This is a genomic window from Desulfopila aestuarii DSM 18488, assembly GCF_900143695.1.
GTDB classification, from domain to species: domain Bacteria; phylum Desulfobacterota; class Desulfobulbia; order Desulfobulbales; family Desulfocapsaceae; genus Desulfopila; species Desulfopila aestuarii.
Genome location: NZ_FRFE01000048.1, coordinates 1 through 25,435, shown reverse-complemented (window position 1 = coordinate 25,435; position 25,435 = coordinate 1). Strand labels below are relative to the sequence as shown.

Sequence of the window (25,435 nt, the reverse complement as noted above, 5' to 3'; positions counted from 1 at the left end):
GACACAGCATATTTCGGTGGTATTGAGATCAGCATGTGAATGTGGTCCGGCTGCAGATGCCCTTCCAGCACTTTGCTCTCCTTCTGCCGAGCCAAATCATGCAACACCTCACCAAGGTGTTTTCTCAGCTGCCCATAAAGCGTTTTCTTTCGACACTTCGGTATCCACACGACGTGGTACTTGCATTCCCACTTCGAGTGGCTTAAACATTGTGTGTTGTTCATGAAGCCTCCTTCTCGTGACTTTGAGCGGTCCACGAGAGCGGAGGCTTCTTCATTTTGCAGGAACCGTCAAACTTTTGTAGTCCCCCGGCAAAGCCGGGGGTTTACCTAAAGGAAATTAGACAACTACTTAAAGCTATGCCTGAATATATCACAGTATGATAATGTAATTGCAGGGTATATCAGAAATTCTATCATTCAACGACAACACAGCCTGTGTTGCCATAGGATTAGTGGATTTATGAATTTTTTCATTTTTTCAGCAAGTAAACCGTTGTTCGGGGGTTGTTCAGTAACCTTGCAATATGTAATATATTCAATACTATACACCTTGCACTGTGGGTTCGAGTCCCATCATCCACCCCAGCTGATAGCATAAAGGCAGATGCTCGTTTTACGGGTATCTGCCTTTTTCTTTTTGCAATATCTATAATGATAGCCTGATACCTATCTATATCCGGTATCTTTTAACGCTATAGTCATGCCGGAGTGGCATTTCGCTTTCGATTACAGTACACTGCCGAATCGTTATTGTTCGGTTTTGCCGGCTTATTCACTCTTTTATAAAAAAATTACCATGTCAGATTACAGTAAACTCGATCGTCCCGAGGTCCTCGCCCATATTTTTTATCCACGACATTACGACCGACCCCCGTTGCCTGAAAACAGCAGCGATTTCGATTGTACCGTCGAGGAAAATGTCATGCTGGGCTGTCGTTTTTATGCGGCATCAGAAACGGCTCCGACTATCATCTATTTTCACGGCAATGCTGAAACAGTCGCTGATTATGATCAGATTGCGGCAAAGTACACTCAGTTTGGCATGAACCTTCTCATGACAACCTATAGAGGCTACGGTTGGAGTACCGGGTCACCCACAGCGTCCACAATGTTGAATGACACGGATATTATCCTCGAAAAAGCCTTGCTCTGGCTTGAAGAAAAGGGTTTTGACGGAAATATCTGCGTCATGGGCCGTTCTCTTGGCTCTGCTGCTGCTATTGACCTCACCTCACGTCACCAAAGTCTCATCAAGGCGATGGTCATTGAGAGCGGATTTGGCGATACCTTGCCTTTAACGCAGACCTTGGGCATCGCAACAGAAGGTACTGACATTACCGAGGCGGATTGTTTCAGAAATTGTGAGAAAATCGCCGAGATTACAATTCCAACGCTGATCCTGCATGGCTCCGGTGACACCATGATCCCGCCAAGGCTTGCCGAAAAACTGCAGGCATCCAGTGGAGCAAGGTCAAAACAATTTATGCTTATACCAGGCGCTGGCCATGGCACCATGATTACCACTGGTGGAGATACCTATTTCTCGACGATCAAAAGTTTTGTCGACAAGGCCTGCGGAGTCACCAACTGGACCTATAAGCGTCGTCTGAAAAAGAATACTGCAGCATAAGCGATTACGGAACATAGATGAAACGTACAGATTATTTGAATTGGGACGAATACTTCATGGCGGTCGCCCTGCTTTCAGCTCAGCGGAGCAAAGACCCCAGCACCCAGGTGGGAGCATGCGTTGCCAACGCGCAGAACAAGATTGTTGGCGTGGGCTACAACGGCTTTCCTCGAGGCTGTTCCGATGACGAGCTTCCATGGGATCGGAGCGGTGGCTTTCTCGATACCAAATACCCTTACGTCTGCCACGCTGAATTGAATGCAGTTTTAAACGCCATTTCAACAAATCTCCAGGGTTGCCGAATTTACGTCGGGCTGTTCCCATGTAATGAATGTACAAAGGTTATCATTCAGTCAGGTATTCGTGAAATCATCTATCTCTCAGACAAATATCGCGATACAGATCAGGTTCGAGCCTCGAAAATCATGCTGGACAAGGCGAATATCCCCTACCGGCAACTCAAGACCCGGATGGATTCGTTACATCTTTCCTTTCTTCTGCCGGAAGAAACAGGCCGCTGACCTTGTTAGGAGCGGTGTTCATACCCTTGGTAGGTAATATCGATAGTAGCACCTGATCGTTTCACCAGGCTAACCCCCTCACCTTGAGCGATTTCTCCAACCCGATATACTTGTATACCGGATTCTTTTTCAACCAGCTGTTCCAACTGCTTGCCGCAGCCCTTTTTAACGGTAAAGAGCAGCTGGTAATCCTCGCCACCCCGCAGTTGAAAAGTTGTCGGATTGAGTTGCAACTGTTTACACATAACAAGTAGCTGTTCGTGAGCCGGCAAATCCTTCTCGAAGATTATGGCAGCAACGCCGCTAGCAGCTGCTATGTGGCTGAGGTCCGTTGCTATTCCATCGGAAATATCCTGCATCGCCGTGAGCATTCCGCTTTTCTGTAAAATGCTGCCAAGCACAATTTGCGGTGACGGGTTTAAATGTTCCCGGACCAAGGCTGGAAAATCGTCCATCAGAGATGTCAGATCTGCCACCTCATTTTGCAAAAGATACAACCCACCTGCTGCAGAGCCCAATGGCCCGGACACATACACAACATCTCCTGCCTGAGCACCATTTCGGCAGACGGCCTTCTCCTTTGGCGCAGTGCCCATGACGGTTACCGATATCGTCAGCTGATCAGATGATACGGTATCGCCACCTATAAGCGTGCATCCATGTTCAACCAGAAGCGAGAAAAAGCCGTCCATAAATGCGGAAGTCCAACTTTCCTCACACGATCCAGGCAACGCGAGACAGAGCAAAGCAAGTTGGGGAGTGCCGCCCATTGCAGCTATATCACTCAGATTAACTGCAAGGGATTTCCTTCCGAGTAAATATGGGGCATGCCATTGAGGGTCGAAATGCACGCCCTCAACCAACATGTCGGTGGAAACAAGCCAATCATCACCAGGCGGCGTACGAAATATGGCACAGTCGTCCCCAATTCCTTTTTCCAGCAAAGGATTTGCTGACTGTTTTCTTTTTTCAATTGACCGAATAAAGTCGCGCTCACGCATAAAGTGCAGCCTGGATTTGAAGCGTTATATCTTGTGGTATCCAGACTATTTCACTCTCCGGAAAGGAGCAATCTTTCCGGAAGGTTTGCTGGCAGGTTTCTTCTCTTCTTTTGGCTCGGTGGTCTCATCGCTGAAATCGATGGCCTTCACAAACCGTTCCTCCCCTCCCATGGTGAAAATCTCCATGCCGGTCATCTGTGGAGTACGAAGAGTCCACACCATCTTTTGGACGGGAATAGAGAGAACAGTCATTTTGAGATGCCACCACTCGTCTTTTCGACTGAAATCCCGCTCTATGCCGGTGATCTTGGCATAAAGCAGCATTTGCGGCTCCTTTGCTGCAATAAGGACTATATCGCCTACTTCCGTGGTATCCTTAAAGCTCATCAATTTTTTTAATTCGAGGACAAATCGTTCCATAGCAGATAGTGTTAATTAGATAATTTAGTTTGCGACTCTATATAGATTCGCTCGTCACGCACGTAGGTGCGGATGGCCGATTTCTCGTACATACTCAAACCCCAGAACAGCGGGTCTATCAGGTTGTCGATCAGGATTTTAGATTTTTCAGCGGCTTTCTGGTCCTGGATAGCCAGCATTGTTCCCACCCAACCTACCATCTCCTGCAAGCGACGAAGTAATCTTGCCTGGTCAACGTAGCATACCGAATTGTTCAACGTCTGGAAACCGGGATCAAGCTCTCGGAACCCTTTTGTTCCAATAAGTCTGGTATTGTTGAGTGGTGTATCAATGATCGTTTTCAGCATATTCAAAGTGTTGGCGAAAATGAGATATTTTCGGTGAATCGTATAAACAGGCTGCAGACTTTCTTTAGGGTCAAGCCCCCAGGAAAAATACTCAATATTTTTATATCGACCTTTTTTTAATTTGATATCAAGGTGTTTTACCGCCTTTTGTAACGCATCTGCACCCTTTTCAGTATCATCGAGTTTAACGAACAGGGCCAGATCCGGTATCGGCACGAATAGTTCTTCCTCATTCTCGCGTACCATCACCCCTATATCACTTCCGATCATGTCTATCAGTTCATTCACCTCGTAGCCAAACAATCCGCTGATATCATGCTGCAAGCTGAGCACTTCATCGCTTTGTGCCCCGGCCCGTTCTTTATACATTTCCCAGAGAGGCTGTAACTCAAGGCTGTTTGACCAATAATAGAGCAATACATCACGGGCAGCATAGGGTAGTGAGTCATTAATTGATGGAGAAGTGGCGACCATTTCACGGATTCGTTTGCCCATTGCTTCAGGCTGAAGACCGATGATGAAACGGTTCTTTAAAATTTTTTTCTGACGTATCCCTCCATATGAAAACCGATTCACCCCTTTCAGCAATGAAATTTCATGGAGAGCGAGCAGTTCTGTTGGATTGGTTACCGTTTCAATAAGTGTCTCAGCTACCTCCTGCAGCGCCTTGACTGAACAGTAAAAAAACTGACCGGCCCCTTCCATTTCTCTGGTAATATTTATAAAAGAGGGATTAGTTTTCAAAGTCCCCTGTTTTTTGTCGTAGAGATCGAGAGACTCACGCAACACCCTCTCTTCAAGAGAAGCAAGGATAAGACCATTCACATAGGTAGTAGCAACTGTCTCGTCAGTAGTGATAGGAATACGTTTGATGGTGTACCTTCCATAAGGTACAAGAGATATTTTTTTACCATCGATATATTTCGACACCAACCTGTCAAAGTTCTCTGGCTTTATTCCCGGCCTGCTTATCAGCAGTAAATGACTTTTGAGATAATTTGCGATGTTCGTGGAATTCGGAGACCAGTCTCGTCTACCAATGAGAGCCAGGGTTAAGCGCTTGCCAAGAATAGCCTGAAATAGATCGTCGTCGCGTACCCTGGCTGACACGTCTAAAACCTTTTTCACAAGCTCGATGTCGCTACTTTGCACCTCGGCTTCAAACAATACCGTTGGAAAATCGATTGAACTCAGTATCCGACCAAGTCGTGAGTTCTGAAAGCGGGCGAACGATTCGACTCCGTTTTTCTGTTCAAGATAGACAAGGGTATCGGCCGGCAGAAACATAGCCGGCTGCGCTTCATGTATTGAGTCCTGATTAAGAGAATAGAGCCCGAGAAGAAAGGTTGCGAAGAAAAAAAGGGTACTGACGACTTTCATGGATATTGAACCAGCGATTAAAATGCGTTGCGACGAAATTGAATAGCTTCGGCAACGTGGGCAGAACGGATCTCGTCAGACTGTTCCATATCAGCTATAGTTCTGGCAATCTTTAAAATACGATGATAACCGCGGGCAGTGAGACGAAGTCGCTCCATTCCCTTTTTAAGAATATCCTGGGAACGACTGTCCAGTCGACAATACTTTTCAATCTCCCTGGTTTTCATTTGCCCGTTACAGTTGATACCTGGAATTTCAATAAAACGTTCAGACTGCAGACTGCGTGTCCTGTTGACCCGCTTTCGTATCGTCTCTGAACTTTCCCCACTTCCGGTTTCACTCATTTCATCAAATTGCAGAGCGGCGACTGAAAGGTGAAGATCTATCCTGTCCAGTAACGGACCTGATATTCTGCTCTGGTAGCGCTGGATCTGGGCTGAATTACATGTGCAACTGTTTCGCCTGTCTCCAAGATACCCGCAAGGACATGGGTTCATTGCAACGATCAAAATGAATCTCGCAGGAAAACTGAGCGCCATGTTGGCTCTTGAGATTGTCACATTCCCATCTTCCAGTGGTTGTCGAAGTACTTCAAGCACGTGCTTCTTAAATTCTGGCAATTCATCAAGGAAAAGAACACCATTATGGGCTAGAGATACTTCACCTGGTCGAGGAACGGTTCCACCACCGATTAACCCAGCGTCTGAAATTGTATGATGTGGAGAACGAAACGGTCGCTGCAACTGCAGCGCAGTTCCATTTGATCGTGCTGATGTTACACTGTATATTTTCGTTGTCTCAATGGCCTCATCAAAACTCATATCCGGCAGGATTGTCGACAGGCGACGGGCGAGCATGGTTTTGCCTGAACCAGGCGGCCCCTGCATCAACAGATTGTGACCTCCTGCGGCAGCAATCTCGAGTGCTCGTTTGACATGAGCCTGACCTTTTACTTCTGAAAAATCGACAGAATATCCAGGTTTCTGCAACAGATCCTGTAGCGATGCAGCTGGCAGTGGCATCAAAGTGGTCAAACCAAGCAGATATTCAACTGCCTGGGGAAGACTCCGAACCGGAACAACCTCGATTCCACTTGCCCCAATAGCAGCTTCATCGCAGTTTTCTTCAGGGATGATAAAGCGTTTTACCCCACCATCTCGGGCGGCAATGAGCATCGGCAGCATTCCTTTTACATGACGCACACTACCATCAAGCGAAAGTTCACCGACAAAGCAGACTTCCCTGAGAGCTTCTTCTGGTAGCAGTTCGGTTGCTGCAAGAATGCCGATAGCAGTCGGCAGGTCAAATCCAGCCCCCTCTTTTTTCACATCTGCAGGTGCGAGATTGACAGTTATGCGCCTGTTGGGAAACTCATAGCCGCAGTTCTTGATTGCAGCCTTAACCCTATCCTTATTTTCGCGAACGGCACTATCCGGTAACCCAACCGTAGCAAACGTTGGCAGGCCGAGAGAAACATCAACCTCGACATCGATCAGTAAGCCACTCACCCCAATAGGAGTACAGCTTTGGATTTTTGCTAACATTCGTTTTTAACAAAAAGTTTCATAATGGGAAGGTGACTTTATTGGGTTCTATGGTAGATAAAGCTTTTCCATCTCCTGGCTAAAACTTCCGTTCTTCTCTTTGTATATGTAAAATGGTGGAGAAAGCTTACAACCCGCTCCACCGTTTTTTACGCATCTTACAAGAACCAGCTTTGCATCCATAGGGGGATTCGAATAGCTGTAGATAGCTTGCATCTGTTTTACTTCCAGCCGCACCCGGGACAATGAGGTCATGAGTGAAGCCAGCAACTCGGCTGGATAAACAAAAACAACGTTACCACCATTTTTTACGGCGAGTGATGCTGCCTTGGTAAAATCGTCAAGACTGGCGGACACAAGATGACGGGCGAGAGAACACTCGCCACCTTCACTTTTCCGACCGCTGCCAAGCGTATAGTATGGCGGGTTACAGATTACCAAGGTAAATGATTCAGGCCGAACAACATCAAGAATCGTTTTGACATCACCCTGCACACACGAACATTTGTGGTTGAACCCGTTTTCCCGAAAATTTTTCTGCGAAAGGCTACAAAGTTGAGGCTGATATTCCACCGCCTGGATTCTTTCAATCGTATCTCCCCATCGGTACATCAGGATCAGGCTGATAATACCGCACCCTGCCCCGAGATCGAGAATGATTTCAGTATTTTTAGGGGTACAAAAGTGTGCTGCAAGAACCGCATCAACGGAGAATCGATAACCGTCCTGAAACTGACGACAGCTGACAGCCCCGGAAAACATAGTATCATTTGTGGTTAAACGACTCTCTGGATCAAATTTTTCAATATCCATCTCACAATTCATCAACAGCTTCGTCTGAGGGTGGGTTCTGGTTCCTCAAATCAACCTTTAAACAAAAAAGCAAAGATACCCTCGACACGGTTCAGATATGTTGTAATGTGCAGTTCTCACAAATTAACTACATTGCCATCACAATTCCCAGCTTTTTCAAATGATGCAGATGTTTGACATCAGTCATTTTGGAGATCTTTACACTTTTTATAGTGAACATGAACCGTATACCCTGTCTTTTTCCTGGAATATCCTCACAATGAAAATTATGGTAATACATAGTTTTCAATTTGACTTAACAGCAAACCGGATACTGCAGGCAGATATGCCGCTGACACTCTCATCAGGAGCTCAATAATGTACGATATTTTTGTAAAAACCCATTTCGCCGGTGCCCATCATTTACGTGATTATCCTGGCGATTGCGAAAAACCTCATGGCCATAACTGGAAAGTAAAAGTCACAGTACGTGCCGCGAAACTCGATCATCTTGGTATGGGCATTGATTTCACGATATTAAAAAAGCATGTCAAAGAAGTCATTGACACTATTGACCATTGTGACTTGAATGAGCATGAGGCATTTCGTGTTCTGAACCCATCTTCAGAACACATTGCTCAGTACCTGTTTGAAAATCTTGCCGATAAATTGTGCCATGAGCGATATTTTCTCTACTCTATCGAAGTATCGGAAACGGATAATCAGGGATTGATTTACTTCGGCCCGGAGAACAACTGATAGGAAAAGAGCGCTTATTGAGGCTTTAAGTAACCTTCTACAGAATTGCTGTCAAAATAAATTGACAATCTATTAATATTATTGCATAACTTGCGGTTCAAAATCAAAAAACACACAATCCCTGAGAGTCATGACCACTGACCATGCCATCCTACCAGGGATATCCATCATACTTACAGGATCAAGACATGATATCTCTTCAGGAAGCAAAACCGTGTATAATCGGGCTTGGTTATGTTGGTCTGCCGCTTGCGGTAGAGTTCGGCATGAAATTTCCCACTGTCGGTTTTGATCTCAACCATGCTCGCGTTGCCGAACTGGAAAGTGGCAAGGATTCGACCTTGGAGGTGTCAGAAGAAGAGCTGGCTGCAGTTCAAAAGCTGACCTTCACTGCTGAGATAAAAGATATCGCGGGTTGTAATGTCTACATTGTTGCAGTACCCACCCCTATCGACCAGGCGAAACGCCCCGATTTTAAACCACTAGTTGGGGCTTCCCGCTCTGTCGGTTCGGTGCTTAAATCCGGCGATATTGTTATCTACGAATCTACAGTCTATCCCGGCGCCACTGAAGAGGTGTGTGTGCCCATTCTTGAAGAGGTATCGGGCCTGAAGTTCAATACCGACTTTTACTGCGGCTATTCTCCTGAGCGTATCAATCCCGGTGACAAAGAACATCGACTCCCCAGTATCGTCAAAGTAACTTCTGGCTCTACCCCTGAAATAGCTGAGTTTGTCGATCAGTTATATCGATCGATTATTACCGCAGGAACCTTTAAAGCCAGTTCAATCAAGGTAGCCGAGGCGGCAAAGGTTATTGAAAATACCCAGCGCGATGTCAATATTGCTCTGGTCAACGAGTTGTCGTTGATTTTCAATAAACTCAATATAAACACCATCGAGGTACTGCAGGCTGCAGGTACGAAATGGAACTTTCTCCCCTTTCGCCCCGGTCTTGTCGGTGGTCATTGCATCGGCGTTGACCCATACTACCTTACTCATAAGGCACAGGAGGTTGGGTATCACCCCAGTATGATTCTGGCTGGTCGCCGCACTAATGACAACATGGGCCACCATATTGCTGCCAGCGTCATTAAACTGTTACTGCAAAAGAAAATTGACACAACAAGTTGCAGGATATTGGTGATGGGGTTGACATTTAAAGAAAACTGCCCGGACTTGCGCAACACCAGGGTGGTTGACATTATCAGCGAATTGCAAGAATTTGGAGTCGCGGTTGACGTCCAAGACCCATGGGCAGACGTAGCGGAAGCACGATACGAATACGGGATAGACCTTGTGACGAACCTTACACCTGACAGCTACGATGCAATTATTCTGACCGTTGCCCATAAGCAGTACGTGGAGATGGGCATCGGGGAGATACGCAAGCTTTGCCGGGAGCGCTCCATTATCTATGATGTGAAAAGCATCTTTCCTCGCGATCAGGTTGACGGCAGCCTGTAACCATAGCGATCCAAACACATTTCTGTTTGTCTGCAATCCTTGAATGTCGGGTTGCCCATAAGGCTATACTATTTGAAGCTGGTTCATCACTTTACAGTTGCCAAGGAAGGGGTTGCGGTAGATCTCATTCATGCCGCGACCTCCCTGTCTAAAACCGCCATTAAGGATTGCCTTAATAAAGGTGGTATCTGGCTTAAGACTCGATCAAAAAAAGAACAGCGAATCCGAAAAGCAAAGCTCATCCTGCAACCGCAGGACAGAATTTCAGTATATTACGACGACTCGATTCTCCAGTTGCCCGTCCCTGCCCCTTACTGCCTTTTCACCTGCAGGCAGTATAGCATCTGGAATAAACCGGCTGGTTTGCTCAGTCAGGGAACACGTTATGGAGACCATTGTTCTCTTATGCGGTTCGCTGAAAAAAATGGGGCCATAACTACACCATATCTTATTCACCGGCTGGACCGGGAAGCCTCAGGGCTTGTTCTTCTGGCGCACAGTTCTAAGGCTGCAGCACAATTTTCTGAGCTGTTTCGAGAAGGGAAAATAGAGAAACGCTATAGGGCTATTGCGAAAGGAATTGTTGCCAGCGAAAAAGATACATTTTGCATTGAAAGACCCCTAAATGGCAAAATGGCATCTACAACTGTCACAGTTGTAAAACATGATCAACTTTTACAGCAGTCTACACTGGACATTCTCCTGCATACCGGCCGCTATCATCAGATCCGCCAACATCTTAGCGCTATAGGGCACCCCCTAGTCGGAGATATGCGATATGGTGGTGGAAAGAAACAGGAGGGATTGCAACTCACAGCCTGCAGCCTGGCATTTCTCTGCCCATTTACCCAGAAGCAAAGGAAAATCGTGCTCGACTGAGCCTGTTATTCAATATCACTCATCAGGGATGTTGAGCAACACAATCGTTGCACCCCACCCTCCACTCTCATTTCCGGCCAGATAAAAACTTTTCACCATCGGGTTTCTCTCCAAAATGGCATGCACCGAACGTCGTATATTACCGATCCCTTTTCCGTGGATAAGTCGGAGCTCCGTAATATTTTTAGCTCTGCACTCTTCGATATAATCGGGAATCAATGTTTTCAGATCCTTGGGTGAGAACATGTGGAGATCGAGAATTCCGTTAATTGGAATCTCCACATATTGATCGTGCTCATGCTCATCCATGGCCTAACTCACTGCAACATGTGTAAAGCGAGTTGGGCAGCTCTTTCTGAAGCCCCTTCGGTGCCCATTTTGGCACGGACTTTGGCAAGCCCATCAAGCACTTTAGCCCTCTTATCAGTTTGAAAAAGAAAAGATTGTAGAAAATCTGCAATTGCTTCTGGTTGCACCTCATCCTGGAGCAACTCGGGAACCACTTCTTTTCCGGCAATAAGATTGACCAGTGAAAAATGCTCCAGTTTAATCAGGAGCCGACCGAGTCGATATGTTAACGGTGATAACCGGTAGGTAACCACCATAGGAATATCGAGCAAGGCCAACTCCAGAGTCACTGTTCCAGAGGCAGCCACTACACATTCGCAGGCAGCCATCAGGCTATAGCGATCGCCGCGAATAATATGGATATCAAGATCTGTGCTATACACTTCGACCCCATGAGAAAGCAACTCCTGCTCATTGATTGTAGAGGCGAGTGGCACCAGAAAGCTCAGCCGTTCGTTGTTTTTCTCCTGCAATTTTCTCGCAGCAGCTAGAAAAGTCGGCAGAAGTGAAGCGACTTCTTTCTTCCTGCTGCCAGGTAACAGGCCAACACAGCGTCGCTCTTGAGGAATACCATGATGTTCAAGGAATTCTGCACGCGTTTGTGTAACGTGAACCGTATCCAATAACGGATGACCTACATAATTTGCGACTACCCCGCGTTCTCGGAGAAACGATTCCTCAAAAGGCAATATGACACCTACGGTATCAACGCGCTCCCGGATGGTCTTTACTCGCCCCGATCGCCAGGCCCACACCTGCGGACATATATAGTAGAAGACTTTTATTCCAAGGCTTTTGGCAAATTTGGCTAAAAGAAGATTGAAATCAGGTAGATCAATGATAATGAGAAGATCGGGTCTTGACTTTGCCAAATACTTTTTCAGCACCTTTTGTGCCTTGAAAATATCTGGCAGATGAGAAATGACTTCGGCGACACCCACAACTGAGACTTTTGCTGCATCAAAAAGCAATTCAACTCCGGCACTACCCATCTCCTCGCCGCCCATGCCGGCAAAGTTGATAGTCTCATCGCTCTTTAGCATGGCCTTAACCAGATTGGCGCCGTGCAAGTCACCGGAGGCTTCTCCGGTGACTATCATTACCGATTTGGTTTTAGCTGCCACGCTCAATGTTTCTTGAAGTATTCTTTAAAGACATCAAGCTGTTGGTGTTGCTTGATTTGTGAGATCACTTCATGGGCAACCGCCAGTGCCCGCCTGCCTTCATGGCCAGATACAGAGGGGCGAGTGCGGTTTCGTACATTATCGATGAAGTGAATGATCTCACTTCTTAAGGCATCACCTTCTTTAAAGGAGGTCACCTCAACATCCTGCTTGGGCATACCGGATTCCATTAGCTCATCTTGCAACCGAATCGTCATGACCTTACGATTGGCAAAATCGACGTTGATGTACGAGCCGGGTTGAAAGATGCGCATTTTGCGAACATTTGTCCGAGAAATCCGACTCACGGTTACATTTGCCGTCGCACCATTCTCAAAAATCAATCGGGCATTGGCGATATCAGTGGTTGCTGTCGCTACAGGAGCCCCGACAGTATGGATCTGTTGAATAGGCGATTTGATGATGTTGAGTATGATATCAATATCGTGAATCATGAGATCGAGGACAACATCAACATCGACCCCTCTGTTTTTAAATACCGATATTCGATTGCTTTCAATAAAAACCGGCTGAGTAAGAAACGGTTCCATCGCCTGCACGGCAGGATTGAATCGCTCTAGATGACCGACCTGAAAAATAAGAGATTTCTCCTCAGCTGTGGCTATCAGCTCATCCGCTTCCTCAAGGCTCACCGTGACCGGTTTTTCCATAAGGATATCCACGCCGGCCTCAAGACAATCTGCGCCGACTGTATGGTGCAGACTCGTGGGTACGGCTATCGATACCGCATCAACATTTTTAATCAAATCTTGATAATTGGAGAAATAGGCACAGGAACATTCTTCTGCTACTTTTTGGCCCTGTTCGTTACTGGTATCGGCAACTCCAACCAGTTCGACGCCCTCCAAGGCGGCATACTTATGAGCATGAAATCTGCCAAGATAGCCGACACCAATTACACCAGCGCGAATTACTTTACCCATTACCTAGTTACTCCTCTTGCAAGCCAATTGCGTGAAACGCTAAAACGGCGGATATTACGGTCAAATCCCGAGGTACGCTTTCTGTACTTCCTGATTGCTCAAGAGATCTTTAGCCGGGCCGGTTAACGTTATTTCACCATTTTCAATGACATATCCTCGATCAGCGATATGCAGGGCCTGGTTGGCGTTTTGTTCAACAAGAAATATGGTAGTATTATTCTCTTTATTGATCTGCTTAATGATCTCAAAAATCTGCTTAATGACCAAAGGAGCAAGCCCCATGGACGGCTCGTCGAGTAATAACAACTGCGGGCGAGCCATCAACGCCCGAGACATGGCAAGCATCTGTTGTTCCCCCCCACTCAGCGTACCTCCGTCCTGGTTTCGACGTTCAGCCAGAATAGGAAAAAGTGAGAAAACATAATCCATGTCTTTTTTAATTTCCGCCTTGTCGTTTCGTAAAAATGCCCCCATATCGAGGTTTTCCTTAACCGTCAGTTGCGGGAAAATGTGCCGGCCTTCCGGCACCTGGCATATGCCCATTTTCACAATGTCGTCAGAACTCTTTTTCTGGATCTCTTTATCCTGAAAAAGGATCTTTCCAGAACGACATGTGACAACTCCGGATATGGTCATGAGCGTTGTACTCTTGCCAGCTCCGTTTGCGCCGATCAAGGTGATAATTTCACCTTCCTGGATGTTGAGGCTGACATTTTTCAACGCCAGGATATTGCCATAACCTGCCTGAACGTTTTCTAAGTTAAGCATCGACATCTTCTCCTAAGTAGGCCTTGATTACCTCGGGATTAGTACGGATCTGCTCAGGGTTTCCTTCGGCGATCTTTTTCCCATAGTCCATAACGTAAATTCGGTCAGACAGCGCCATAACGAGCTTCATGTCATGCTCAATCAGAAGTATCGCCTGGCCATCAGAAGATATTTCTCGAATAAGTTCGATGAGCGCCTGCGTTTCCTGGGGATTCATACCAGCAGCAGGTTCATCAAGTAGCAAAAGATGCGGCTCTGTCGCCAAGGCCCTGGCAATTTCCAGTCTGCGTTGCGCACCGTACGAGAGATTTTCTGCCAACTCGTTGGCAAGGTCAGCGAGCTTAACCTTCTCCAGCAAGCTGTAACTCATCTCGGCTATCTGTTGTTCTTCCCGACGAGTTGATGCATTACGGAGAACAGCTCCGAGAATAAATGCCTTAGTCCGGCAATGCCGCCCTATCATGACATTTTCAAGGACTGTCATCTTTGAAAAAAGACGAATGTTCTGGAATGTCCGTGCAAGTCCTTTCTGGGTCACATAATTTGGCTTCAACCCTTTGAGGCTGATTGGTTTTTTGTCGCCAGGTCTTGTCATCAGAACATCACCGGCTGTGGGGGTGTATATCCCGGTGACGCAGTTAAAAAAAGTGGTCTTCCCTGCTCCATTTGGGCCGATGAGGGCGACAATCTCACCGGCATGGACATCGAGGTCGAGCTTGTTTAATGCTCTGATCCCGCCAAAATCCATGGTCAGCCCACTGACTTGTAGTATAGGATTGCTCATTGCAGATTCTTTGCTGTATATATGGGCGTTGATTTTATACTATTTTTGTAAAATCAACAGGTTTCATCTTGCTCAATTGCCAAGCTGCTTTCTTCTTTTGCATATGATGAGATTCGTAAAATCTCATCGTTCATTTGTTGCTTTTTCGCGCAATAAGAATTTTCACCTGTATATCACTTTTTCTGGAATCGATACGTTCGGCGCACAGTTGCGATCATACCCTGTGGCCTGAAGATCATCATCGCTACCAGGATAGCACCAAAGGCTAACATTCTGTATTCGGAAAGTGCTCTCAGGTATTCTGGTAGCAATATGAGAACCAGTGCGCCGATAATGACACCGACAATGGATCCCATACCTCCCAACACTACAATTGAAAGGATGATAGCGCTTTCAAGAAAGGTGAAACTCGCTGGATTGATAAAGGTGGTTTTGGCTGCGAAAATAACGCCCATCAATCCAGCCCAGAAAGCACCGAGAGAAAATGCTGCAAGTTTGGTTTTCTGTTTATCGATGCCCATAGCTTGGCATGCAATCTCATCTTCACGAAGAGCAATCCAGGCTCTCCCAAGACGGGAATCCTGTAGACGATTTACGACAAAAATCGTGAAGATCATAAAGGCGATCATGATGTAATACATATACAGAATCGACCCTTCGAGCGACAATTCCATTCCCAAAAAACCTGGTCTGGAGATATTGGAAATACCACTCGGTCCTTTAGAAAACTCACTCCAGTTTTCAAGCACCAGCCGTATAATTTCACCAAATCCCAGGGTAACGATAGCCAGGTAGTCCCCGCGTAAACGCAAAACAGGAAAACCAAGGAGGATGCCGGCTATTGCAGCAAGGCCGCCGCCAATGGGCAGCACTTCCCAGAAGCCAAGGCCAAAATGATGGTTAAGTAAAGCATATGAATAGGCACCAACCGCATAGAAAGCGACGAAGCCAAGATCAAGTAAACCAGCCATCCCAACCACAATGTTCAACCCAAGACCAAGTACAACATACATAAGGGCTGTTATCATGATATTGGTCTGGTAGGTCGAAACAACAAAGGGAAAGATTGCCGCGATGACCAGCAATCCTCCAAAAAGAAGCTTTCGCTGAATCGGATCGGCAATAAATTTATGGATAAACGACACCTGATCTTTTGTATCTTCTACTTTGGCCGGAGGCTGATGCTCTTTTCGGTAGTTGAGATACTGGACAACCAGGTAGATGAGAAATGTCCCAATGCCTACTAATAGAGCGTTTTTCCAGCGCCACTGGATTATCCTTTCCAGCGGATCGACTTTTATCACCATGAGTGGAAAAGTGAGAAAAACGAACCAAAGTGAGATAAGGACTCCTGTCCGAAGAGTTTTTAACGAAAACATAACGACCTGCTCATTACACTTTTTGTGTTTCAGCCTTACCAAGAAGACCGGAAGGCTTGAATAGAAGAATCAGCACCAGCAACGAAAAAGCAAAGACATCCTCATAGTCACTAGAAACATAACCAGTTGCAAAGCTTTCTGTCAGCCCCAGGATGAAACTTCCTAGCACAGCCCCTGGTATCGAGCCGATACCACCAAGAACAGCAGCGGTAAACGCTTTAATACCGGCCAGGAATCCAATGTAAAAGTTAATTTGACCAATGTGGGAGGCAATCAGCAGTCCGCCGATTGCTGCGAGGGCGGAGCCAATTATAAAGGTGGCTGAGATAATGTTGTTGACGTTGATACCGACCAGCATCGCCATGGTGCGATCCTGGGCAGTAGCCCGCATTGCCTTGCCTATACGTGTAAATTTAATAACATAGGTAAGAACTGCCATTACCACTGCCGTGGTTATGAAAATTACAATATCAGAAGAACCAACAATATGGGCAATCGGTTCCATGAATTCAAAATCAGGGATGAGCTCAGGAAAGGGCAGGAAATCAGAAGTCTGAGCTAGCAATACATAATTTTGCAGAAAAATCGACATGCCAATTGCACTAATAAGGGGTGAAAGTCTTGGGGCATGCCGCAAGGGTTTGTAGGCAATCTTTTCAATTGTGTAGCCATACGCGCTGGCCCAGACTGCGGCAGCAACGCCTGAGAGAGCCACAATAGCAAGAAGCGGGAAACCCAGAATAGACAAGACAGTTGCTACGATAAAGGAGGTAAACGCCCCAATCATATAGATCTCGCCATGGGCGAAGTTGATCAGACCAATGATGCCATACACCATGGTATACCCGAGAGCAATCAGGGCATATATCGCCCCTCGGGAAAGGCCACTGCAGAAAAGCTCAATAAAATAATCCATATGCGCCACAAAAAAAAGTACCTGAAACAGACTGCACTAGCTTCGCGCATCCTGTTTCAGGTATCATATTGGTTTAACAGAAATGGTTGTTACAGCTCTACAAATTCACCATTCTTCACCTGGTATACGGAGAAGCCGACACCAATTGCATCGCCTTTCTCATCAAAGTAGATATTACCTATCGGTGTATCGACCTTTTCGGTCTGCAGTGCTTTCTTCAGTGCATCAAGATCGGTAGAATCAGCTTTGTCGATCGCATTGAGCATAGCAAGAGTAGCAGAGTAGGCATTTTCAAAGAATGCGCCCGGATCTGTTCCGAACATCTTCTTGTGCTCTTCTACAGCCTGGATGGAAAGTGGGTTTTTGGTGGTATCTTTCGGTCCTGAAGCATAGGCGCCTTCAGAATCCTTGCCAGCAACCTTGATAAAGGTGTTATCTTTCACACCATCGTCAGAAATAAAGTCGACCTTCAAACGCTTTTTACGCATCATGCCGATAATTTTGGAGGCTTCCGGATGATAGCCGCCGAACATAACGGCCTCGGCGCCGGACTGCTTGATTTTTTGAACGATAGCAGAATAGTCAACTGCTCCAGGTGTTACACCTTCAAAAAGAACGACTTCGGCTTTGCCAGAATCTTCAAGGAATTTCTTGGCAAACTCGGCAAACCCTTTGCCGTAATCACCTTTGTCATGAACAACGGCAATCTTGGTGTATCCAAGGGTATTCAGGGCAAACTCAACATCCACCTTCGCCTGGGCATCATCAGGTGCGATAGTACGGGCAAAGTTCGGATATTCACCACTTTGTGTTAAGTCAGGGTTGGTAGCAGACGGAGACATAACAAGAACGCCAGCGTTCTTATAAATGGGCAAGGCTGCTTTGGTGGCGCCTGAACAGATGTGGCCAAGCACGACATTAACACCTTCGGAAACCAGCTTGGTGGCGGTATTGGTAGCTACTTCAGGCTTACACACGTCATCTTCTACCAGCAATTCTACCATTTTGCCGTTGATGCCACCGTTGGCATTAACTTTTTCGATAACAATTTTGGCTGCATTTACTGTTGGCAAGCCATAGGATGCAAGGTCGCCACTGTGCGCACCGGCTACGCCAAACTTGATGGTATCAGCGGCAGATCCGGCTACAGGAACAGATATGGCCAGACACATGGCTGCTGCAGCCAGAAACAGTTTCTTCTTCATCGAGTTTCCTCCCTCTTCAAGTTTTGAAAAATCGTGCCCCGCTCTCCTCGACAGATCGGCAAAAGTAAATTGCAAAACGGACACGTACTGCGTATGAATACTGTTGTCTTTTTAAGCAGCATTGGCGAAAAAGGAAAGGAAAAAGTCCTTTTGCCTATTTTTTTTAACTACTTCTGACAATTTACTGCATTAATGAATGTTCTTCACACCCTGTATATGCTTGGTCGTCCAATTGGTCCCATCTACGGCAAAATCATGCAGATGAGAGAATGGCTGTATGAAAAAAATATTATCAAATCATATCGATTGCCTGTTCCGGTGATTTCGGTTGGCAATCTGACAATGGGTGGTACTGGCAAAACACCAACTGTTCAGCTCCTTGCGGATTTTCTTCTTGAAAAAGGCTATCGCCCAGCCGTTGTGAGTCGCGGGTATGGCGGTTCAGCAACAGAACCTGTCAACCTTGTTGCAAATGGCCATGAGATTCTTCTTGGCCCCACAGAGGCGGGTGACGAGCCATACATGCTCGCTGTCTCAGTTCCCGGTCTGTGTGTGCTTACAGGCACCAAACGCATTCTTCCCTGCCGCTATGCCTGCCAGGAGTTAGACTGCGATATCATATTACTTGATGATGGCTTTCAACACCTCGCGGTCAAGCGTGATCTCAACATTGTGCTGTTTAACGCCACAGCCCCCGATGGTAATGGCAGGATTTTCCCAGGTGGAGAACTTCGCGAGCCATTTTCTGCACTCGCGCGTGCCGATGCCTTGCTCTTTACTGGCCGAACAGCAGAAAACCAAGCTCGGGTAGAGTCTTTCGCCAAAACAGTGCAAAAACATTGCGAGCATGTGCCGACTTTTTTTTCTGAGAACCGTATACATGGAGTTTTTGCCACAGACGGAACACTTTTACCGCAGCCAAACCCACATGCCCTCTTTCATGCATTTAGCGGGATTGCCCATCCCGAAAGATTTGCAGCCTCTTTGCAACAACAAGGCATCGAAATCACCGGTCATGACAGACTTAAGGATCACGCAGTATACACTCAGGAATTAATTAAAACTCTGACTATAAAAGCGAGAGAAAGTGGCGCTACAGCTCTCATCACCACCCAAAAGGACTGGGTGAAGCTACAGTCCTTCACTTTTTCCTTTCCCTTATATTATCTTGCCATCAAGGCTCAGACTGCACCAGAGTTCTTTTCGTTTATTCTTGATCGAATTTCTCTTGCTCAGCAGAAAAACAATTGAGGACCAAATTGATAAATTCAAGATTTTATACCACGATATTTGAGCATACTGGGTGATAAATACCACACTGTCATTTTTCACACAGCATATTCGGGGATTCCCATTGTTCGTATATTCAGCATGTTAAGCTGGTATCCAACGAGATTGCGCAAACCCAACACCATGGCATAACAATTGCATCAGGATGGCAAACAGGTTTAATTTTTTATACTTCACAGGAATAAACATGTCATTGCCACTTGACCCACATCAATACACCCTGAAAAAAACTGTCAGCTGCTGCGGCGTTGGTTTGCATTCTGGGAGAACAGTCAACCTTACCATCAAGCCTGCACCAGTTGACAACGGAATTCGTTTTTTCAGGTCCGACCTCGCCCCAGGAAAACCTATCAAAGCACACATGAATAAGGTGGTAGATACTCGACTGGCCACCACCATCGGAGAAGATGCCTGTACTGTCTCAACTACTGAGCATCTCATGGCCGCCCTTCACGCATATGGCATTGACAACGCTGATATCGAGCTTGACGCCGGCGAAGTCCCCATTATGGACGGCAGCGCTGAACCATTTTTTCAATTGATAAAGAAAACCGGAAAACGGCGCCAGCCGGGATTGCGCAAGGTGCTGCGCATCACTCGACCAATTACCTACGTCGATGGAGACAAACGAATCACCATCAGCCCTTTTAACGGTTTGAGAATTACCGGTGAGATAGAGTTTGACGACACCCTTATCCGGACCCAGAAATATTCAATCACACTCCACGACAATGGTTTTGGCCAAGAAATTGCCAGGGCAAGAACGTTTGGTTACGTCGAGCAGGTTGAAGAGCTTTGGGCAAATGGTCTCGCTCTTGGCGGCACCCTCGAGAACGTTATTGCCATTCACTGGAACCGAAAGTCGATTTTAAATGAGGATGGCCTCCGGTTTGATAATGAGTTTATCCGGCACAAAGTGCTCGACTTGCTTGGCGATATCGCTCTTCTTGGCTGCCCTGTATTGGGTCATGTCGAAGCGTTCAAAGCCGGCCATGCACAGCACCTGGGACTTATGCAAGCCATAGCCAGCCAACCGGAATGCTGGGAAATCATAGAAATGCAGCAAAATGGTGCCTACGCAGTATTCAACCATATGCTGAACGGTTCTCGCGCAGCAGGTGACCTGATCATGCCATTTTTGAGCAATGCTCCTGTATCGGCTGCTGCATAATCAGCAGCCGATTCAACATTACCGCCCTACGCGCCGATAATTTTGACAAGAACTCGTTTCGGTCGGCGACCATCGAATTCTCCGTAAAAAATCTGTTCCCATGTCCCAAAATGTAATTCTCCATCCGTAACCGCCACTACAACTTCACGCCCCATTACCTGCCGTTTCATGTGGGCATCGGCATTATCCTCGTAGCCATTATGACGATACTGATCTGTTGGTGAATGTGGCGCAAGTTTTTCCAACCATACCTCATAGTCGTGATGTAAACCCGACTCATCGTCATTGATAAAAACAGAAGCAGTAATATGCATCGCATTTGCTAAACAAATCTTGTTGCGATGCTAAGTCATCAGAATCTATCTGCAACAACTCCATTATTTCAAACTTCGAAATTGGCAATTTTCCATGAATTTGGGCATTAATTATCCCATGCGCCTCATATGACAAGTTGCCGTTCTCATCCTTTTTAAGATAAACCCCTGCCCTTTCCCCATCCAAATCAACACCAGAAAATATCAACTCAGACAATCTACGCTTATCTTCCCAAGTCATTTTCAGGTAATGTTCTGCCCTACCATAGGTGTTTTTCGCTGCTTTCAAGATAACTTTTTTCACCCACTCACTTCTTTGTTTAATTTCTTTTGGTGATGGTGCGCTCCGCACCTTTTCCTTATTCAATCCAATTAACGTCTCTAGCCTAGCTTCTTGCTTTTTCAAAGAATCCATTTTTTCTTTGATATCGTCACTATTGATATCTCCCCTTGCGACGGCATTGATCAAGTTCGATTTCTGATTGGCTATTGCCTTTAATTCCTTGCTAAGAATTTTTTGCTCTTCGATTAATTTATTGTGGTCTCCATACTTTTCAGATGAAGTTTTTACTGCTTGCTCGATTTTTGGCTTATCGCCACACAATGCAAATAATTTGATGAATACCGCCTCTTCAATAACATCTGCTGAAACATATATCCCTCCGTGGTTGCATTCTTTTTTTCTTTTTCTTGCGTGTCGATAATACCTACGTCCACTTTGATTGGTTTGGCCAAACATGGCATAACCGCATTCAGCACAAAAAATCATTCTACTAAACAGGTATTTATTCTTGATGTGGCCATGTTCAAATGTCTTATTACTGTCCGACTTTTGCCAGATTGCGTTGATAATTTCTTGAGGTAATAATGGAGGAATTTCAAGAGTGACAGTTTCAGAAATATTCAATCGCTTGTTGTTGAACTCTATTACCCACTCAGTTCCTGATCTATTCTTCAGAATGTTCCAAAGACTAGAGTGGTTCATGCCGAGTGTGTCGGCAATTTCACTCATAGATTTTCCCTGAAGGTACTGCTCAGCTGCCCAAGTTATTTTCTTTTGATTTTCTGTATCGATACTCCATTTCCTTGTTTTCTTGTCGAAAATCCGACCATATGGAAGTCTGCCAGTACTAGGTATATTGTTTTTAGCTCTTGCTATTCGACTCAATAAACTTTTTCTTGCTTGCTCCAGGGCGAAGTACTCGTTCATTTCCGTACTCATGCCTAGAAACAATGTTGCCTGGGGGTCAAACAAATCATATTCTGTTGTACCACAAAAAAACCTAATCCCGTTTTCCTTCAGTATTTTCAGGCCTTCTTTGCTATGCCGATTGTCCCTTGACCACCTGGATGGGTCGTACACTATTACAGCGTCAAACAAATTTTCACTCGCATCTGACAGTAATTGTGTGAACATTTGCTTTTCAAAATCAGGCGTTGCGTGTTCTTGCCCAGTATATTTCCAACAATTATCCGGGACGTACCCACCAATTGTCGATATCGCCTTTAAAATGACTTCTTTTTGTGTCTGTAAAGAAGACCCTTGTTCTTCCTGTTTCTCGGTGCTCACCCTTATTAAAGGAGCAAAACGGATTGTTTTCCCCATAAGTCACCTACTCACCAATGATTTTAACCAAAACACGCTTTTTCCTTCGCCCGTCAAACTCACCATAAAAAATTTGTTCCCAAGTACCAAAATCAAGCTTACCTTCCGTAATAGCAACAACCACTTCTCTACCCATTATCTGACGTTTCATATGAGCATCGGCGTTATCTTCATACCCATTATGGCGATACTGTTCTACTGGCGCATGTGGTGCTAACTTTTCAAGCCATACTTCGTAGTCATGGTGCAGGCCAGATTCGTCGTCGTTGATAAAAACTGAAGCGGTGATGTGCATCGCGTTACAAAGTAAAATACCATCTCTAATCTGGCTTTCGGCAAGGCATTTTTCCACATGTGATGTGATGTTAACGAAACCTCTTCTTGATGGCACCTCAAAACAAAGCTCTTTTCTATAGCTTTTCATATTTCACCTTTTATCACTCAATATCGCGCTGTTTTTGTATATATTTCAAGTAAAGTATAGGATTTTAAAATCAATGGAAGATGGAAACAACTTGTTCGGTAGTTTCATTAACTGCACGATGAAGTCTAATCAAAGCAGTAGTCTGAGCACCTTACATATATGTTGTTCCACAGTTCTTGCTATCTGCCGCAATTTTGGTTGTTTGACAATAAAGTCCCCTACTCAACCTCAACATACTGCATGATAATTCTTAAAACATCATCGTAAGTGCCGCCATTCCTTTGTATCTTGCTGATGTCTTTTTCAAAGCAATCAAGCAAGTACTGTTTTCCATGCTCCCTCAACGCTTTTCTGGTTAATGCCAATAAGTTGAAAACGTTGTCATTTTCGCCAATTAATTTACATTTTGGCTTCATCATTACCTCCATGCCCAACGTTTTGCGACTTCTGAAAATGGCTTCGCTGTCCAGTGTTCCTCAAGCTCGCAATCAATTTCAACGCCGCTAATGCTGATTGCCTTCAACTCACTGTAGGAAATGTAGCCCCATTCTGCGTTCTGAAAGTCTACGTTCAGGATGACGTATCCGTAAAATGTATCGTCACCATCGTACTCAGCGATAAACCAGTCGCATCCACCAATGAAGAAGTGGAGGTAGATGAGTTTGTCCTTTGCCGGTATCTCTTCAGTCTCATACAGCCTTGGTATACAGGACAGGCGTTCTTTGCTTGGCTTGTTCCACATCTTTGCACCTCATGTGTTTGAATTTATGAGGTATATGATGATAACATTTTATAAGATGGAGTTAAACCAGGAACAGGAAACCGCTTCGAAAACAGCGTAGACTAGGCGATGCTGTTTTGTTCGCTGCTAGTGAATACCTATTGTCGTCTGTTGGCTTGAACAATGAAAAAGCGAATGTCGCTGGTTTGTCCAAGAACGACGAGATTTTTTTTCTAACTGGTGGGTGTCGAATTGCTTCAATGTTCTAAATCTACGAGGTACAGTAGCAGGCTAGAGCTACCAGAAATACAGCACTCTCCGGTTGGTTCAAAATGGCGTGTCTCTCGACAACTACTCTAACGAAATCTTTGAGTATCACTCAACTCTAGACAAATGATATTTTCTACAGTAAACGTTCGTAACTAAAGAGTTATTCGTTGAGCGACTGCTACTGTTTTGAAATCGTCCACGAATGGCAGCCATAAGAAGCAAAATTGAAACGAATCGGAGTTCAGAGATAGGGGAAATATCTTGACCATCGGAGGATGGCCGACTGAGTCTATGAAAAGGATGCCATCATTCTGTATAACACTCACTTTCGAGTGTTTCACAGATCTGCTAAACAACTTGTTACGATTGAATTGAGGAACCATTAGTGGTCAAAAAACTGATAGGTATAATTCTTAGGCTTCTGTTTCCAGATTTTTCTAATAGGATCACGAAAATCGTTGTTGTATTTGGATTAGCAATGATGTCAAGCTCTTTGCTAGAAAGAGTCCTAAATGCAATAGTCTCTCAATTCTCATCACTCTACCTAAACATCTCAATTTCTGAAGGCAATGATGCATATTGGGGGTTTCTTTTAGTTCTATTAGGACTGGCTCACAACATATCCTATCAAACACTAATAAAATCAAATTTTATTAGTCGACTCTCACCAAACTATCTTAATGATGAAGCACTTTTTAATAGATTTCTTACAACATTACCAAGTCACGTAATTATTGAAGACTTAAAGTATGTAGACTTCTTATCGGAGGTAAGACGAGAAATTTATGAACCACTGCGATTTTTCTTAATGGAATGGGATAATGCTGAATGTGCTTTCACTGATGATGAAATGGAATCTATTCGTTCTAGGTTATTTGAAGAAATTTCAGCCTTTTTTGAGTTATTAGGAGCTTATACCTTCCCAGTTGGACATATGGGTGAATACGCAAGCGTACGAGATAAGCGGTTAGATGACCATAAGAAGTTTCACCAAAAACACATCGATGAAGCAAATGAGATTTCTCTAAAAGTTAAAGGAATTATAGAGCAACATCAGAACCTAGTTAAAATAGGTACAGCAAAATATCACGTTAAATCGTAATCGGGTAGCCGGGGGAATCTCTCCCCCAGCCCCCACACCACCTAGCATGCGGGTCCGCACTAGGCGGTTCCCAAGAGCTACCGAGCCGTAGCCGGGTAATGGATGTTTACCCATAGATCTTTGACAGAAAGCAATCCTTGAACCTTGAGCCATTGATTGGTCATGCCCGAGTGTGTCGCAAGTGTACGCGACAGTCTCCATGGACCTTTCCTACTCAGACCGACAGATATAGCAGTACGGAGAAAGGTTCCGAGCTTGGTCAGCTCACGCACCTTGGTGCGGCAGAAAC

General features: G+C 45.4%; 26 protein-coding genes and 2 pseudogenes. 8 read left to right on the top strand and 20 right to left on the bottom strand.

The features are described 5' to 3' along the window. A partial coding sequence (gene tnpA / locus BUF15_RS24640) for an IS200/IS605 family transposase (protein WP_143170728.1) occupies nucleotides 1–224 on the bottom strand: 224 nt, incomplete at its 3' end. Between the two features lie 574 nt (nucleotides 225–798). Here tnpA and BUF15_RS24635 point away from each other — a divergent pair. Then, entirely contained in the window at nucleotides 799–1,632 is an 834-nt protein-coding gene (locus tag BUF15_RS24635; RefSeq protein ID WP_073616792.1) for an alpha/beta hydrolase, read from the top strand. A 17-nt stretch (nucleotides 1,633–1,649) separates the two neighbouring features. Further along, complete coding sequence (locus BUF15_RS24630; RefSeq protein ID WP_073616788.1) at nucleotides 1,650–2,153, top strand: deoxycytidylate deaminase; 504 nt, start codon at nucleotides 1,650–1,652, stop codon at nucleotides 2,151–2,153. A gap of 5 nt (nucleotides 2,154–2,158) precedes the next feature. Here the strand turns inward: BUF15_RS24630 and thiL are convergent, their stop codons facing one another. The 5 genes from thiL to BUF15_RS24605 are packed head-to-tail and all read right to left on the bottom strand — an operon-like array spanning nucleotide 2,159 to nucleotide 7,658. Then, nucleotides 2,159–3,154 (bottom strand): thiamine-phosphate kinase, encoded by a 996-nt coding sequence (gene thiL, locus BUF15_RS24625; RefSeq protein WP_073616786.1) that lies wholly within the window; start codon nucleotides 3,152–3,154, stop codon nucleotides 2,159–2,161. A gap of 45 nt (nucleotides 3,155–3,199) precedes the next feature. After that, the gene (locus tag BUF15_RS24620) at nucleotides 3,200–3,574 is read right to left on the bottom strand and encodes a hypothetical protein (RefSeq protein ID WP_073616784.1); all 375 of its coding nucleotides are present in this window, start codon (nucleotides 3,572–3,574) and stop codon (nucleotides 3,200–3,202) included. A gap of 11 nt (nucleotides 3,575–3,585) precedes the next feature. Beyond that, entirely contained in the window at nucleotides 3,586–5,301 is a 1,716-nt protein-coding gene (locus tag BUF15_RS24615) for a hypothetical protein (RefSeq protein WP_073616782.1), read from the bottom strand. 17 nt (nucleotides 5,302–5,318) lie between these two features. After that, complete coding sequence (locus BUF15_RS24610) at nucleotides 5,319–6,845, bottom strand: YifB family Mg chelatase-like AAA ATPase (RefSeq protein WP_073616780.1); 1,527 nt, start codon at nucleotides 6,843–6,845, stop codon at nucleotides 5,319–5,321. 48 nt (nucleotides 6,846–6,893) lie between these two features. Continuing rightward, entirely contained in the window at nucleotides 6,894–7,658 is a 765-nt protein-coding gene (locus tag BUF15_RS24605) for a tRNA1(Val) (adenine(37)-N6)-methyltransferase (protein ID WP_159441379.1), read from the bottom strand. Nucleotides 7,659–8,015: 357 nt separating this feature from the next. Here BUF15_RS24605 and queD point away from each other — a divergent pair, with 357 nt between their 5' ends. From queD to BUF15_RS24585, 3 genes are all read left to right on the top strand, one after another. Continuing rightward, nucleotides 8,016–8,396 (top strand): 6-carboxytetrahydropterin synthase QueD, encoded by a 381-nt coding sequence (gene queD / locus BUF15_RS24595; protein WP_073616774.1) that lies wholly within the window; start codon nucleotides 8,016–8,018, stop codon nucleotides 8,394–8,396. Between the two features lie 188 nt (nucleotides 8,397–8,584). After that, nucleotides 8,585–9,862 (top strand): Vi polysaccharide biosynthesis UDP-N-acetylglucosamine C-6 dehydrogenase TviB, encoded by a 1,278-nt coding sequence (gene tviB / locus BUF15_RS24590; protein ID WP_073616772.1) that lies wholly within the window; start codon nucleotides 8,585–8,587, stop codon nucleotides 9,860–9,862. Nucleotides 9,863–9,934: 72 nt separating this feature from the next. Next, the gene (locus BUF15_RS24585; protein ID WP_073616770.1) at nucleotides 9,935–10,741 is read left to right on the top strand and encodes an RluA family pseudouridine synthase; all 807 of its coding nucleotides are present in this window, start codon (nucleotides 9,935–9,937) and stop codon (nucleotides 10,739–10,741) included. Nucleotides 10,742–10,756: 15 nt separating this feature from the next. Here BUF15_RS24585 and BUF15_RS24580 read toward each other — a convergent pair whose 3' ends face one another. The 8 genes from BUF15_RS24580 to BUF15_RS24545 form a co-directional block, all read right to left on the bottom strand. Beyond that, nucleotides 10,757–11,050: a Smr/MutS family protein gene (locus tag BUF15_RS24580; RefSeq protein WP_073616768.1), complete on the bottom strand. Its 294-nt coding sequence runs from the start codon at nucleotides 11,048–11,050 to the stop codon at nucleotides 10,757–10,759. An 8-nt stretch (nucleotides 11,051–11,058) separates the two neighbouring features. Then, nucleotides 11,059–12,213: a lipid-A-disaccharide synthase gene (gene lpxB / locus BUF15_RS24575; RefSeq protein WP_234981268.1), complete on the bottom strand. Its 1,155-nt coding sequence runs from the start codon at nucleotides 12,211–12,213 to the stop codon at nucleotides 11,059–11,061. A 2-nt stretch (nucleotides 12,214–12,215) separates the two neighbouring features. Then, nucleotides 12,216–13,196: a Gfo/Idh/MocA family protein gene (locus tag BUF15_RS24570; protein WP_073616766.1), complete on the bottom strand. Its 981-nt coding sequence runs from the start codon at nucleotides 13,194–13,196 to the stop codon at nucleotides 12,216–12,218. 60 nt (nucleotides 13,197–13,256) lie between these two features. Further along, nucleotides 13,257–13,964, bottom strand: a complete 708-nt coding sequence (locus BUF15_RS24565; protein ID WP_073616764.1) for an ABC transporter ATP-binding protein — start codon at nucleotides 13,962–13,964, stop codon at nucleotides 13,257–13,259. Further along, the gene (locus tag BUF15_RS24560) at nucleotides 13,957–14,748 is read right to left on the bottom strand and encodes an ABC transporter ATP-binding protein (protein ID WP_073616762.1); all 792 of its coding nucleotides are present in this window, start codon (nucleotides 14,746–14,748) and stop codon (nucleotides 13,957–13,959) included. The genes BUF15_RS24565 and BUF15_RS24560 overlap by 8 nt, the downstream gene beginning before the upstream one ends. A 173-nt stretch (nucleotides 14,749–14,921) precedes the next feature. Next, nucleotides 14,922–16,127 (bottom strand): ABC transporter permease subunit, encoded by a 1,206-nt coding sequence (locus tag BUF15_RS24555; protein ID WP_073616760.1) that lies wholly within the window; start codon nucleotides 16,125–16,127, stop codon nucleotides 14,922–14,924. Nucleotides 16,128–16,140: 13 nt separating this feature from the next. Further along, complete coding sequence (locus BUF15_RS24550; protein ID WP_073616758.1) at nucleotides 16,141–17,043, bottom strand: branched-chain amino acid ABC transporter permease; 903 nt, start codon at nucleotides 17,041–17,043, stop codon at nucleotides 16,141–16,143. A gap of 89 nt (nucleotides 17,044–17,132) precedes the next feature. Further along, a complete protein-coding gene (locus BUF15_RS24545) occupies nucleotides 17,133–18,248 on the bottom strand; it encodes a branched-chain amino acid ABC transporter substrate-binding protein (protein WP_073616756.1) in 1,116 nt (371 codons plus the stop codon). Between the two features lie 192 nt (nucleotides 18,249–18,440). Here BUF15_RS24545 and lpxK point away from each other — a divergent pair, with 192 nt between their 5' ends. Then, a complete protein-coding gene (gene lpxK, locus BUF15_RS24540) occupies nucleotides 18,441–19,499 on the top strand; it encodes a tetraacyldisaccharide 4'-kinase (protein WP_073616754.1) in 1,059 nt (352 codons plus the stop codon). Between the two features lie 226 nt (nucleotides 19,500–19,725). Continuing rightward, nucleotides 19,726–20,709: a UDP-3-O-acyl-N-acetylglucosamine deacetylase gene (gene lpxC / locus BUF15_RS24535; RefSeq protein WP_073616752.1), complete on the top strand. Its 984-nt coding sequence runs from the start codon at nucleotides 19,726–19,728 to the stop codon at nucleotides 20,707–20,709. A 26-nt stretch (nucleotides 20,710–20,735) separates the two neighbouring features. Here the strand turns inward: lpxC and BUF15_RS24530 are convergent. The 5 genes and pseudogenes from BUF15_RS24530 to BUF15_RS24510 form a co-directional block, all read right to left on the bottom strand. After that, nucleotides 20,736–21,041 (bottom strand): annotated as a pseudogene (locus BUF15_RS24530) (secondary thiamine-phosphate synthase enzyme YjbQ); the annotation flags it as partial. After that, a complete protein-coding gene (locus tag BUF15_RS24525; RefSeq protein WP_073616750.1) occupies nucleotides 20,992–22,629 on the bottom strand; it encodes a recombinase family protein in 1,638 nt (545 codons plus the stop codon). The gene BUF15_RS24525 and the pseudogene BUF15_RS24530, both read right to left, overlap by 50 nt. 7 nt (nucleotides 22,630–22,636) lie before the next feature. Next, nucleotides 22,637–23,053, bottom strand: coding sequence for a secondary thiamine-phosphate synthase enzyme YjbQ (locus BUF15_RS24520; RefSeq protein ID WP_073616748.1), 417 nt, complete (start codon nucleotides 23,051–23,053; stop codon nucleotides 22,637–22,639). 218 nt (nucleotides 23,054–23,271) lie between these two features. Then, a complete protein-coding gene (locus BUF15_RS24515; protein ID WP_073616746.1) occupies nucleotides 23,272–23,472 on the bottom strand; it encodes a hypothetical protein in 201 nt (66 codons plus the stop codon). Then, nucleotides 23,472–23,795, bottom strand: a complete 324-nt coding sequence (locus BUF15_RS24510) for a DUF2958 domain-containing protein (RefSeq protein WP_073616744.1) — start codon at nucleotides 23,793–23,795, stop codon at nucleotides 23,472–23,474. Before BUF15_RS24510 ends, BUF15_RS24515 begins: the two co-directional genes overlap by 1 nt. A gap of 634 nt (nucleotides 23,796–24,429) precedes the next feature. On the opposite strand from BUF15_RS24510, the gene BUF15_RS24505 reads away from it, so the two are divergent. Next, on the top strand, nucleotides 24,430–25,146 hold the full coding sequence (locus BUF15_RS24505; RefSeq protein ID WP_073616742.1) for a hypothetical protein: 717 nt from the start codon (nucleotides 24,430–24,432) through the stop codon (nucleotides 25,144–25,146). Nucleotides 25,147–25,223: 77 nt separating this feature from the next. Here the strand turns inward: BUF15_RS24505 and BUF15_RS27920 are convergent. Further along, nucleotides 25,224–25,435: pseudogene (locus BUF15_RS27920) on the bottom strand (group II intron maturase-specific domain-containing protein); the annotation flags it as partial.